The organism is Lysobacter sp. H23M47 (assembly GCF_015209765.1).
GTDB lineage: Bacteria > Pseudomonadota > Gammaproteobacteria > Xanthomonadales > Xanthomonadaceae > Novilysobacter > Novilysobacter avium.
On record NZ_CP063658.1, the window covers coordinates 2,509,114 to 2,521,409 of the forward strand.

The 12,296-nt window shown below is 67.1% G+C and carries 14 protein-coding genes; 5 read left to right on the plus strand and 9 right to left on the minus strand.

Features of this window, described 5'->3' with window-relative positions:
- Positions 1-36: 36 nt before the first annotated feature.
- On the minus strand, positions 37-1,059 hold the full coding sequence (tsaD, locus tag INQ43_RS11320) for a tRNA (adenosine(37)-N6)-threonylcarbamoyltransferase complex transferase subunit TsaD (RefSeq protein WP_194036519.1): 1,023 nt from the start codon (positions 1,057-1,059) through the stop codon (positions 37-39).
- 184 nt (positions 1,060-1,243) lie between these two features.
- On the opposite strand from tsaD, the gene rpsU reads away from it, so the two are divergent.
- The 4 genes from rpsU to dnaG all read left to right on the plus strand — a co-directional run bounded on the left by rpsU (position 1,244) and on the right by dnaG (position 4,870).
- A complete protein-coding gene (gene rpsU / locus INQ43_RS11325; RefSeq protein ID WP_043959185.1) occupies positions 1,244-1,459 on the plus strand; it encodes a 30S ribosomal protein S21 in 216 nt (71 codons plus the stop codon).
- Positions 1,460-1,638: 179 nt separating this feature from the next.
- Complete coding sequence (locus tag INQ43_RS11330) at positions 1,639-2,085, plus strand: GatB/YqeY domain-containing protein (RefSeq protein WP_194036520.1); 447 nt, start codon at positions 1,639-1,641, stop codon at positions 2,083-2,085.
- Positions 2,086-2,131: 46 nt separating this feature from the next.
- A complete protein-coding gene (locus INQ43_RS11335; RefSeq protein WP_194036521.1) occupies positions 2,132-3,052 on the plus strand; it encodes a YihY/virulence factor BrkB family protein in 921 nt (306 codons plus the stop codon).
- Positions 3,053-3,148: 96 nt separating this feature from the next.
- Positions 3,149-4,870 (plus strand): DNA primase, encoded by a 1,722-nt coding sequence (gene dnaG / locus INQ43_RS11340; protein WP_194036522.1) that lies wholly within the window; start codon positions 3,149-3,151, stop codon positions 4,868-4,870.
- A 60-nt stretch (positions 4,871-4,930) separates the two neighbouring features.
- Here the strand turns inward: dnaG and cyoE are convergent, their stop codons facing one another.
- Genes cyoE through INQ43_RS11360 form a run of 4 tightly spaced genes read right to left on the minus strand, consistent with a single transcriptional unit; the run spans position 4,931 to position 8,463 of the window.
- Positions 4,931-5,863, minus strand: a complete 933-nt coding sequence (gene cyoE, locus INQ43_RS11345) for a heme o synthase (protein ID WP_194036523.1) — start codon at positions 5,861-5,863, stop codon at positions 4,931-4,933.
- Positions 5,863-7,062 (minus strand): COX15/CtaA family protein, encoded by a 1,200-nt coding sequence (locus INQ43_RS11350; protein WP_194036524.1) that lies wholly within the window; start codon positions 7,060-7,062, stop codon positions 5,863-5,865. Before INQ43_RS11350 ends, cyoE begins: the two co-directional genes overlap by 1 nt.
- A 52-nt stretch (positions 7,063-7,114) precedes the next feature.
- Entirely contained in the window at positions 7,115-7,720 is a 606-nt protein-coding gene (locus tag INQ43_RS11355; protein WP_194036525.1) for a hypothetical protein, read from the minus strand.
- Positions 7,720-8,463: an SURF1 family protein gene (locus INQ43_RS11360; RefSeq protein ID WP_194036526.1), complete on the minus strand. Its 744-nt coding sequence runs from the start codon at positions 8,461-8,463 to the stop codon at positions 7,720-7,722. Before INQ43_RS11360 ends, INQ43_RS11355 begins: the two co-directional genes overlap by 1 nt.
- Positions 8,464-8,543: 80 nt before the next feature.
- Between INQ43_RS11360 and INQ43_RS11365 the strand changes: the two genes are divergently transcribed.
- A complete protein-coding gene (locus INQ43_RS11365) occupies positions 8,544-8,750 on the plus strand; it encodes a twin transmembrane helix small protein (protein ID WP_043959192.1) in 207 nt (68 codons plus the stop codon).
- A gap of 236 nt (positions 8,751-8,986) precedes the next feature.
- Here the strand turns inward: INQ43_RS11365 and INQ43_RS11370 are convergent, their stop codons facing one another.
- From INQ43_RS11370 to ctaD, 4 genes are read right to left on the minus strand one after another with little or no spacing between them, the layout of a single operon-like run.
- A complete protein-coding gene (locus INQ43_RS11370; protein WP_194036527.1) occupies positions 8,987-9,865 on the minus strand; it encodes a cytochrome c oxidase subunit 3 in 879 nt (292 codons plus the stop codon).
- Positions 9,866-9,903: 38 nt separating this feature from the next.
- Positions 9,904-10,503, minus strand: a complete 600-nt coding sequence (locus tag INQ43_RS11375) for a cytochrome c oxidase assembly protein (RefSeq protein WP_194036528.1) — start codon at positions 10,501-10,503, stop codon at positions 9,904-9,906.
- Entirely contained in the window at positions 10,500-10,640 is a 141-nt protein-coding gene (locus INQ43_RS11380) for a hypothetical protein (RefSeq protein ID WP_194034381.1), read from the minus strand. The genes INQ43_RS11375 and INQ43_RS11380 overlap by 4 nt, the downstream gene beginning before the upstream one ends.
- A 10-nt stretch (positions 10,641-10,650) precedes the next feature.
- Positions 10,651-12,267 (minus strand): cytochrome c oxidase subunit I, encoded by a 1,617-nt coding sequence (gene ctaD, locus INQ43_RS11385; protein WP_194034382.1) that lies wholly within the window; start codon positions 12,265-12,267, stop codon positions 10,651-10,653.
- Between the last annotated feature and the right edge of the window lie 29 nt (positions 12,268-12,296).

The window sequence follows — 12,296 nt, forward strand, 5'->3', positions numbered from 1 at the left end:
GCGCGGGGCAGGCGACGCTGCCTGGATGAACACCACTCAGAGCGCCGGAAGGGTCGCCATGTCCCAGCGCGGCCAGACCTGGACGGCGGCATCGCCGTGTTGGCCGGCCTGCAGGCGAAGCGCGCCGGCGAAGGCGATCATCGCGCCGTTGTCGGTGCAGAATGCGGGCCGCGGGAAGCTCACCCGACCGCCGCGCCGCTCCGCCATGGCCTGCAGCTTCTCCCGCAGCCGCAGGTTTGCACCGACCCCGCCGGCGACCACCAGCGTCTCGCAGCCGGCCGCTTCCAGGGCGCGCTCGCACTTGATCGCCAGCGTGTCCACCACCGCCTCCTCGAACGCCCGGGCGATGTCGGCCCGGGCCTGGTCCGACTGGTCACTGTCGCGCCAGGCGAGCATGACCTGCGTCTTGAGCCCGCTGAAGCTGAAATCCAGTCCCGGGCGGTTGGTCATCGGCCGCGGGAAACGGTAGGCCCCGGCGACCCCCTGGCCCGCGAGCGCGGCGAGTTGCGGCCCGCCGGGGTACGGCAGCCCCATCAGCTTGGCGGTCTTGTCGAAGGCCTCGCCGGCGGCATCGTCCAGCGTCTCGCCCAGCAGTCGGTAGCTGCCGATGGCATCCACCGCGATCAGCTGGGTATGCCCGCCCGATACCAGCAAGGCCACGAACGGCGGCTCCGGGCGGCCCAACGGGTCATCCTCCAGCAGCGGTGCCAGCAGGTGGCCTTCCATGTGGTGGACCGCGATCGCCGGTTTGTCCAGCGCCCATGCCAGCGAACGCGCCACGCCGGCGCCGACCAGCAACGCGCCCACCAGCCCGGGACCGGCGGTGTAGGCCACCCCGTCGATGTCGGCAACGGCCATGCCCGCCTCATCCAGGGTCTGGCGGATCAGCGGCAGCAACTTGCGCACGTGGTCGCGACTGGCCAGTTCGGGCACCACGCCGCCATACTCCGCATGCAGCGCAATCTGGCTGTAAAGCGCATGCGCCAGAAGGCCCTCGCGGGTGTCGTAGACGGCCACGCCGGTTTCATCGCAACTGGTTTCGATGCCCAGGACTTTCATTGGCGGTATGCGGCCTGACCGCAATCGGGGATGCCAGCAGGGTACTCCAGCCGCCCCAACGCCACGTATCTGTCGGGATTGTGCGTCGTGATGTGCGTGGTGACTTGCACAGGCGATGCGTGCGTAGCTATCATATGCGGCTCGCCCGGACTTGCCGGGCAGTTCACCCGAACCGAGATACCGCATGCCCGCCGTTAAAGTCCGCGAAAACGAGCCATTCGAGTTTGCCCTGCGTCGCTTCAAGCGCACCTGCGAAAAGGCCGGCGTCCTCGCCGAGACCCGCAAGCGCGAGTACTACGAAAAGCCGACCCAGGAGCGCAAGCGCAAGGCCGCAGCCGCCGTCAAGCGCCAGTCCCGTCGCGTCGCACGCGATGTGACCAAGCGTCAGCGCCTGTACTGATCGCCTGGTCGAATGGGCTGGATCCGGCGCTGCACAGGCGCTGTTGATCAGATTCCGTTCGACCCAGTTACCCTGACCTCGCCGGCAACGTCGCGGTCCGGGCATCAAGCAGCAAGCCGGCCGCGCCACGATGCGCCGCCGGCTTTTTGTGTTCGCCGACTTCCTGCCGAGAACCTGCCATGACCCTGAAGCAACAGCTTACCGACGACATGAAGACCGCGATGAAGAGCGGTGCCAAGCACGATCTGGGCGTGATCCGCCTGATGCTGGCGGCGATCAAGCAAAAGGAAGTCGACGAGCGCATCGAACTGGACGACGTCGAGGTGCTGGCGATCCTGGACAAGATGGTCAAGCAGCGGCGCGACTCGGTCAGCCAGTTCGAAGCGGCCGCGCGCGAGGACCTGGCCGTGATCGAGCGCGAGGAGATCGTGGTGATCGAGCGTTACCTGCCGGCCAAGCTCGACGAAGCCGCCATCAGCGCCGCCATCGACGCGGCGGTCAGCGAAACCGGCGCGACCGGGCCTGCCGACATCGGCAAGCTGATGGGCGTGCTGAAGCCGAAACTCGCCGGCCAGGCCGACATGGGTCTGGTGTCGAAGCTGGTGAAGCAGCGCCTGAGCGCGTAAGCGCGCGTCGCCACGACCGATCGCCGCTGCCATGACGGACCGTCACATGCGTATCCAGGAACTGACCGAACGACTGCAGCAGAGCTGGCCGGCAAAGTTTGTCAAACGGTTCATCGCCTACGACATCCTCGCTCTGGCGGCGGCCCTGTCCTTCTTCACCCTGCTCTCGCTGGCGCCCCTGGTGGTGATGCTGCTGTGGCTGACGACCTCCTTGTACCCCGTCGCCCAGGGCGAGTTCTTCCACCAGATCGGCCTGCTGGCCGGCCCGCAGGTGGAACAGACGGCACGCCTGATCGTGGCCAACGCCGAGCAGCAGCCGGGAACCGGTTCGCTCGCGGCAATCCTTGGCACCATCGCCCTGCTGGTGGGTGCATCGATGGTGTTCGGCCAGCTGCAGGTGGCACTGAACCGGGTCTTCCGTAGCGACTCGACCCATCTCAGCGGCGTGCTGGCGTGGCTGCGCAAGCGTCTGCTGTCCTTCGGCATGGCCCTGGGCGTGGGCTTCCTGCTGGTGGTCTCGATGGCCGCGCAGGCGGCGCTGGCGATCATGCTGCGCTGGTTGCCCGACCTGATGCCGGTGCTGGCGGAACTGGTGTCGTTCCTGCTCTACACGGTCGTGTTCTCGCTGATCTACCGCCTGCTGCCGGACCGCCCGGTCAGCCGGCGGCGGGCGCTCCTGGGCGGCGCGATGACCTCGGCGCTGTTTATGGTCGGGCGCTGGGCGATCGGCCTGTACCTGGGCCAGTCCACGCTGGGCAACGCCTACGGCCCGGCCGGCGGCCTGGTGGTGATGCTGGTCTGGCTGTACTACTGCGCGGTGGTGTTCCTGGTCGGCGCGCTGATCACCGCGATGCTGGATGAACACGCCACGGTGAAGCGCCGCCTCGCCGACGAGCACGCTGCCGCGGCTTCGGAGCCGGCGTCTGCTGGCAACCAAGATGAGCGCTCGCGGGATCCGGTCGCCTGAGCGCAGCGTACCGCGCACCGGCGGTGCGTCGGTGGCATCCTAACGTCCCCTTCCCTGGCGAGACGGATGTCCGACGGACACGCCGGACACCCCTGTATGGCCCGTATCCCCGACGCCTTCATTGACGACCTGCTGGCCCGCTCCGACCTTGTCGAGGTAATTGGCGCGCGGGTACCGTTGAAGCGCCAGGGCAAGGAATACGCCGCCTGTTGCCCGTTCCACGACGAGCGCACGCCCAGTTTCACCGTCTCGCCGGCCAAGCAGTTCTATTACTGCTTCGGCTGCCAGGCCAGCGGCACCGCGATCAGCTTCCTGATGAACTACGACCGGCTCGAGTTCCTCGATGCGGTCGATGAACTGGCCCGCCACGCCGGCATGGAGGTCCCGCGCGACACCCTGCAGCGCAACGCCAACCCCGACGGGCAGGCCCTGTTCGACGCGATGGGCGCGGCGGCGGCGTTCTTCCAGCGCCAGCTGGCCCAGAGCCCCAGGGCCCAGGCCTACCTGGACGGACGCGGGGTCCATGCCAGTATCCGCGAGCGCTTCGGGATCGGCTATGCGCCCGACAGCTTCACCGCACTGCGCGACGCGCTGGGCACCGACCAGCGCCGGCTCGCGCTGCTGGAACGCGGCGGCCTGTTCTCCAGCAACGACAGCGGACGCAGCTACGACAAGTTCCGCGACCGGGTGATCTTTCCGATCCATGACCGCCGCGGCCGGGCGATCGCCTTCGGCGGCCGGGTACTGGATGCCCAGGACAACCCGAAGTACCTCAACTCACCGGAGACCGAGCTGTTCCACAAGGGCCGCGAGCTGTACGGCCTTTGGCAGGTGCGCCAGGCGCACAACAAGATCCCGCGGCTGATCGTGGTCGAGGGCTACATGGATGTCGTTGCGCTGTTCCAGCACGGCGTGGACACGGCAGTGGCGACCCTGGGCACCGCGACCACGCCCGATCACGCCGAACTGCTGTTCCGCAACGCACCGGACGTCTACTTCTGTTTCGACGGCGACCGCGCCGGCCGCGCCGCGGCGTGGAAAGCGGTCGAATCGATCCTGCCGCGGATGAAGGACGGCCGCCAGGCGTTCTTCCTGTTCCTGCCCGATGGCGAGGACCCCGACAGCATCGTGCGCGCCGAAGGCGCCGCCGGCTTCGACACGCGCCTGGCCGGGGCCACGCCGCTGTCGCAGTTCCTCTTTGATTCGCTGTCGGTCGACGCCAACCTGACCACGCTGGAGGGCAAGGGTCGTCTGGCCGAGCGCGCCAAACCGCTGCTGGCGCAGATCCCCGACGGCGCCTTCGCCGACCTGATGCAGCAGCGCCTGACCGCGTTGACCGGTGTGGGCGCGCGCGAGCCGGTATCTCCTCCGCGACCGGCCGCACTGCGCAGCCGCAACAGCCATGGCGTGGCGGCACCGCGCCGCAGCCTGGTGCGCACGGCGATCATGCTGTTGCTGCACCAGCCAGCGCTGGCGATGGAACTCGAGCCGCCCTTCCCGTTTGCCAGCCTGCAGCAGCCCGGCGTGGACCTGTTGCTGGACGTGCTGGGGGTGATCTTCGAACGGCCCGACATCACCACCGGCGCGCTGGTCGCCCACTTCGAAGGCCGCGACGAGCACGCCGCTTTGCAGAAGCTGGCGGCGACGACGGTGCCCGGCGACGACGCCGCGCCGCGGACGATCCTGCTCGATACCATCGCCCAGCTCGACCGCCAGAGCCGGCACCAGCGCCTGACCGAGTTGCAGAGCCGGTTAGCCAACCTCGGCGATGAGGAGAAGGCCGAGCTGCGCGCTTTGTTGAGCACGCGTTTCGACTAGCGTCGTCAGCTCCGCGGCCACGAGACCCGGCCGCACCCTGCCCGCCGGCCCACGTCGCCCTCAGCCAACCGGGACGAACTCCAGCGGCGAGCCCGGCTGCAGGAACGGCAGCAGCCAGTGGTCCAGCAGCAGGAAGGCGAACAGGGCCATCAGGTAGACGATGGAGAACCCGAACACCTTCATCGCGTACCTCTCGTCGGGCGGATCCATCAGGCGCCACGCGTAGTACAGGAACGCCGCGCCCAGCACCGCCGCGCCGCCCAGGTACAGATCGCCGCTCATGCCGATGATCCGCGGCAGCATCGTCACCAGCACCAGCAACACGGTGTAGAACAGGATCTGCCAGCGGGTGTATTCCACGCCATGGGTCACCGGCAGCATCGGCACCAGCGCCTTGGCGTAATCGGCGCGGCGGAAAATTGCCAGCGCCCAGAAATGCGGTGGCGTCCACACGAAGATGATCAGCACCAGCAACAGCGCGTGCGCCCAGTCCCACGGATTCTGCATGCCGGTCACGGCCGACCACCCGAGCAACGGCGGAGCCGCGCCGGCGAGCCCGCCGATGACGATGTTCTGCGACGTGGCGTGCTTGAGATACACGGTGTAGATCACCGCGTAGCCGATCATCGAGGCGAATGTCAGCACCGCGGTAAGGACGTTCACCCAAACCAGCAGGATCAGCATCGAGAGCCCCGCCAGCGCCAACGCGAACAGCAGTGCCTGCCGGGGAGTGACCTGCCCGACCACGATCGGCCGCCACGAGGTGCGGGTCATTTCCGCATCGATGCGTGCATCCAGCAACTGGTTGATGGTGGCCGCCGACGCTGCCGCCAGCCAGATGCCGAGGAAGCCCAGAACCGACTCCTTCAGCGGCGGCAAGCCCGGCACGGCGAGGAACATGCCGATCGCCGCGGTAAAGATGATCAACGCGACCACCCGCGGCTTGGTCAGCGACCAGTACTCCCGGCACACCTTGGCGAACGTGCGCTCCATCATGCGTCCGGAGCGCGCAGACGCGCGAGCAGGGACACCAGGACAAACAGCAGCAGTACCGCGCCGGCGTTGTGCAGCACCGCCGTCCACAGCGGCAGGGCCAGTTTCACGTTGGCGATCCCCAGGCTGGCCTGGGCGATGATCGCCACGCCCAGCGCCGTCGCCCACCCGCGGATCCCCGGCGTACGCGAAAGGCGCACCGCCAGCCAGAGCAGGTAGATAAACAGCACCACCGCCATCAGGCGATGTGCCATCTGGATCGCGATGCGGCTGGCGCCGTCCAGTACCCCGCCCTCGTAGTCCACCCCGATGCCGCGCCACAGTACGAAGCCTTCACGGAAGTCGGTCGGCGGCCACCAGCGGCCCACGCAGGTCGGGAAATCAGTCCCACACGCGAGCGCCGCGTAATTGGCACTGGTCCAGCCCCCCAGCGCGATCTGCATGGCGAGCAGGACCAGCCCGGCCAGGATCCAGCGGCGCAGTTTCAGCGCATCGGCAAGCCGGATCGGCAGGTCGGTGGCGCGCCACGCCATCCACAACAGCAGCGAGAACGTCAGCAGCCCGCCCAGCAGATGGCCCATCACCACCAGCGGCTTCAGCAGCCAGGTGACCGTCCACATTCCCAGCAACGCCTGGAAAACGATCACCCCGAGCGTGAAAACGGCAACCCGCGCCAGGTCCAGATTGCTCCAGCGCAGCGCCGCAAACATCAGCACCGCCTCGCCCGCCAATGCAAGTACGGCGGCGCCCGCGTGCATGCCGCGCATGTACAGCGGGATCGCCACGGCGACCATCAGCGAGGCGGCGATGACCTGCGCCACCCCGTAATGGCGTCGGCGGGCGGCCAGCAGTGCGAGGGCCAGGGTGAGGACGCCCAGTGCGCCGGCGATCATGCGGTGGAACTGTTCGCGCCAGGCCTTGTGCACCTCGACCGGACGGATCGCAATGGCCGCGTGGCCGTCTCCCTGGTCCACGGTGGTGGGCCAGGCCGCACGGCCATAGCACGTCGGCCAGTCGGGACAGCTCAGGCCGGCATCGGACAGGCGGACGAACGCGCCAAACACGATCACCCCGACGGCCAGCAGCACCGCCAGCCACGCCAGGCGGTGGAAATTGCGCGTGGGCCGGACCGTGGTGGGGCGGACGGGTTTATCGCCGGGTCGGGGACCGGGCGAAAGCTCGGAGATGGGGGCAGTCATGCAGGTCTCTTGCGGTGGAACGGCATCGAGCGTGACGCGGACAGTAACCCGATCACATCAACTTCAACAATTTGGCGAGGTCGGCGCGCAGCCCGCCGGCGTCGAATCCGGGTGCATAGCGCAACACCACGAAGCCATGCGGGTCGATCACATACACCGGCACGCCGGCGGGGTCGGCGAGGCCGGGGATGCGTTCGCGCCATTGTCCGGCGCCTTGTATCACCTTCAGGGTCCGCGGCACTTGGGCATCCGGCGGCGGCATACAGTCATTGCTGTCACAGACCCACAACACGTGGACGCGGTCCGCATCCTTGCCGAACAGGCGCCAGACGGTATCCAGGTCATGGGCGAGCCGCTCGCACTCGCTGCCGCAGGCGTCCGGCGGGGCGAGCATGATCCGCCAGGTGCGCTCGCCGGGATTCCAGGCGTACGCGCCGCCCTCGGCCGTTTGCGGTACCAGCTCGCGCAGGTCGGTGGGCGGCTGCAGCAGTTCGCCGTGGTTCTTGCGGCCCTCGGGCTGCCATCCGGAAAACCGCAACGCACCGGCAATCAGCATGCTGCCGAAGAACAGGACACCGATCGCTACCAGCATCGTCCGGTTGCGGTTGCGCGCGCGGATATCCACCGTCGGCGGCGTCTCGGGCTGCGAAGTGCTCATCAGTACTTGTCCATGGTCGGCGGGCGCTTGCGGCGCCGTGGTTTGCGGAAAGTCAGGATCAACGCGGTCACCAGTACCGCGAGCGCCAGGCCGAACCACTGCAGCGCATAGCCGCGGTGCTTGGCCGGTGGCAGCGTATTGGGCAGCAGGGCGAGGTCACGCTCGTAGCCCAGCGGCGAGGCCGGGTCCAGGCGCAGCACCCGCGGCGCCAGCGGTGTACCCGCGGGGGCACTGATGGCCGGGATATCCAGGCGCAACATCAACCAGCCTTCGGCCTGCTGGGCCATGCCGGCGCCCAGCGCAATGCCGCCCGACGGAGGCGGTGCCAACAGGCCCTGGACCTCGATGTGCCCTTCCGGGCGCTCCACCGACGGCATCGCCCGGTCACCGGGCAACGGCAGCCAGCCCAGGTCCACCAGCAAAGGCTGGCCCTGGCCGGGGACAAAGATCCGGTACGCCTGCACCCCGACGCGCCCATCGCGCTGCTGGTTGTCCAGCAGCCACTGGGGGCCGGGCGCGAACTCACCGCTGCCCCGCGCCCACTGGTAGCGGTCCTGCGAGCCGGGATCGGCGGCCGCGTCGAGCCCCACCGGCTGGCGTGAGGCAAGGACCTGCGCCGCGTCGTCCAGCATCGCCTGCTTTTCCACCGCCCGCTGCGATTGCCATACGCCCAGCCGCGCGAAGCCGGCGATGACCGCCAACGTCAGCAACCAGCCCAGGACAAGCTGCGACCTGCGACTCATGTCATATCCACGCCACGCTGCGATAATGTCGACCCGCAGGCCGAAGGCCGAACTGGGCGCATCGGCGCTGGAGCATATTGATGAAGACCCTGGTGATCGTAGGCTTCCTGATCCTGATTCTCTGGAACCTGGGCGCCGGCCTGTACTACATGCTGGTCGACAAGGGCGGCAGCAAGCGAACCGTCAATGCGCTGACCCGCCGTGTCGCCCTGTCCATCGCCATGATCCTGGTCGTGATCATCGCCGCGAAGATGGGCTGGATACAGTTCCACGGCGTCAACGGCTGAGCGTGCGGACCGGTCGCCATCGAGCCCAGGAGCGGTAGCCGCATTGCCTGCGGCCGACAGCCGCGGTTCCAATCCTGCAGTTGTCGAGGGTGCAGGACCATCACGGTCGACGTCGGCACGGTCGACAGCACCACCGTCGACAGCACCGGCACCTGCAACAGCAGCGCTGCCTGCAGGCCGGCAGCGTCTGGCCCAGGTAGGCGTCGCGGTAGGGGTAGGCGTCGCCGATGTACCGCCTACAGCACGTACACGAAGATGAAGAGCATCAGCCAGACCACGTCCACGAAGTGCCAGTACCACGCCACGGCCTCGAAGCCGAAGTGGTCGTCCTTGGTGAAGTGGCCCTTCAGGCAGCGGAACCAGATCACCGCAAGCATGATCGTTCCCAGGGTGACGTGCGCGCCGTGGAAACCGGTCAGCAGGTAGAACGTCGAGCCATAGATGCCCGAACCCATGGTCAGGTTCAGCTCCGAGTACGCGTGCATGTACTCCTCGGCCTGGAAGAACAGGAACAGGCAGCCCAGCAGCACCGTCAGCCCCAGGCCAACCAGCAGCGCCGTCCGGCGACCGGCCTTCAACGCGTGGTGGGCGGCGGTCAGCGTCACGCCGGAGGTGAGCAGGATCAGGGTATTCACCAGCGGCAGGCCCCAGGCCGGCACCGTCTGGTAGGCACCACCCACCGCGCCGGGACCGTTGCTCGGCCAGGCCGCGCTGAACCCGTCCCACAGCAGCGCGTTGGTCATCATGCCGTCGCCCGCGCCGCCCAGCCATTGCAGTGACAACTGCCGGGCGTAGAACAGTGCGCCAAAAAAAGCGCCGAAGAACATCACCTCCGAGAAGATGAACCAGATCATCCCCATCCGGAACGACACGTCCACCTGGCGGTTGTACTTGCCGCTGACGGACTCGCGAATGACGTCGCCGAACCAGCCAAAGAACACCGCGATCATCAGCACCACGCCGACGATGAACGTCCAGCGGCCCCAGCTCGTCTGGTTCAGCCATGCCCCGGCACCGGTCATCATCACGAACAGTGCGACCGAACCCAGGATCGGCCAACGGCTGTGGTGCGGGACGAAATAGGCTTCTGGTGACTGGGCTTGGGCTTGGGCCATGGCGGCGGTTCCGTTATGCAAGGGGTGCGATGGAGCGTTCAGGGCGCGGACACCGGCACCGGTGCCGGATGGTCCGCCAGCGCCTGCTCGGCGGTGAGCGAGTCATTCTTGAAGAACGTGTAGGACAAGGTGAGCGTCTTGATGTCCTTGGGCAAATTGGGGTCGACGATGAAGCGCACCGGCATGTCGCGTGACTCGCCGGCCGCCATCGTCTGGGCTGTGAAGCAGAAGCACTCGGTCTTGCTGAAGAAGCCCGAGGCCCGCGCCGGCGCGACCGACGGCACTGCGCTGCCCACGATCGTGCGGTCGCTCTTGTTGTGGGCGAAATACGTCGTCTCGTACTGCTGGCCGGGGCGCACCTTCATGCTCATCTCGCCGGGCTTGAACGCCCACGGCAGCTTGGAGTTCACCCCGCCGTCGAACTGGACGGTGATGATCCGGTCCTCGTCCACCACGCCGGGCTTGCGCGATTCGCTGGCCGTATTGTCGATGCGGATGCCGAACACCTTCTGGCAGGCAATGCGGTACAGCGGCACGAGGCTGAAGCTGAAGGCGAACGCGATCGCCGCCGCCACCAGCATCTTGGTCAGGCCGGTCGTCGCGCGCCGCGGCGCCGGCTCGGGCGTCGGGCCGCTCATCGACCGATTACCCCGGTGAGGATGAACCCGACATAGATCACCACCGCCACCAGCCCCATCCACAGCGCCGTGCGCACCGCCGCCTTGCGGCGGCCTGCGACCTGGTCAGCGGGCAATTTGGGGCGTTGGTCGGTCATTGCCAAAAACTCAGTGGGTCACGTCGCCGTGCGCCAGGTCACCATCGCGGATCACCGGGGGCAAGGTGAAGGTGTGGTGCGGCGCCGGGCTGGGCACGGTCCACTCCAGGCCACGGGCGCCTTCCCAGACACGCATGCTGGCCTTGGCGCCGAACTTCTTGGAGTGCAGCAGGATGGCGAACATCATGAACGGCGTGACGAACATCCCGAACGCACCGATCGAGCTGACCAGGTTCCAGTCGGCAAACACCACGTTGTAGTCGGGAATGCGGCGCGGCATTCCGGCCAGGCCTAGGAAGTGCTGCGGGAAGAACAGCAGGTTGACGAACACCATCGTCCACCAGAAATGGATCTTGCCCCAGGTCTCGTTGTACATGCGGCCGGTCCACTTGGGCCACCAGTAGTACACCGCCGCGATCAGCGCCAGCACCGAGCCGGTCACCAGCACGTAGTGGAAGTGGGCGACCACGAAGTAGGTGTCGTGGTACTGGAAGTCCGCCGGCACGATGGCCAGCATCAGGCCGGAGAAACCGCCGATGGAGAACAGGATCACGAAGGAGACGGCGAACAGCATCGGCGTCTCGAAGGTGATCGAACCGCGCCACATCGTGGTCACCCAGTTGAAGATCTTCACCCCGGTGGGGATGGAGATCAGCATCGTGGCGTACATGAAGAACAGCTCGCCGCCCAGCGGCATGCCGGCGGTGAACATGTGGTGCGCCCAGACGATGAAGGACAGGAACGCGATCGCCGCGGTCGCGTACACCATGGCCTGGTAGCCAAACAGCGGCTTGCGGCTGAAGGTTGGGATGACCTCGGAGACGATGCCGAACGCCGGCAGGATCATGATGTAGACCTCCGGGTGCCCGAAGAACCAGAAGATGTGCTGGTACATCACCGGGTCACCGCCGCCGGCGGCGTTGAAGAAGGAGGTGGCGAAGAACTTGTCGGTCAGCAGCATCGTGACCGCACCGGCCAGCACCGGCATCACCGCGATCAGCAGGAACGCGGTGATCAGCCAGGTCCAGGTGAAGATCGGCATCTTCAGCAGGTCCATGCCTGGCGCGCGCATGTTGAGCACGGTGGCGATGACATTGATCGCGCCCATGATCGAGCTGACGCCCATCATGTGGATGGCGAAGATCTGGAAGGCCACGTTGGAACCGCCCTGCAGCGACAGCGGCGGGTACATGGTCCAGCCGCCGCCCATCGCGCCGCCCGGCAGGAACAGGGTCATCAGCAGCATGGCGAAGGCGAACGGCAGGATCCAGAACGACCAGTTGTTCATGCGCGGCAGCGCCATGTCCGGCGCGCCGATCTGCAGCGGGATCATCCAGTTGGCCAGGCCGACGAAGGCCGGCATCACGCCGCCGAAGATCATCACCAGCGCGTGCAGGGACGTCATCTGGTTGAAAAACTCCGGATCGACGAACTGCAGCCCAGGCTGCGCCAGCTCGCTGCGGATCACCACCGAGAAGGCGCCGCCGATGATGAACATCATGAAGCTGAAAAGCAGGTACAACGTGCCGATGTCCTTGTGGTTGGTGGACAGCAGCCAGCGTTCGACGAAGCCCTGTTTGTGGGCGTGGTCGTCATGCGTATCGGTGACGGGGTGCGTGGCAGCCATGGCCTACCTCTGGGATTCGTTGGGTGTAA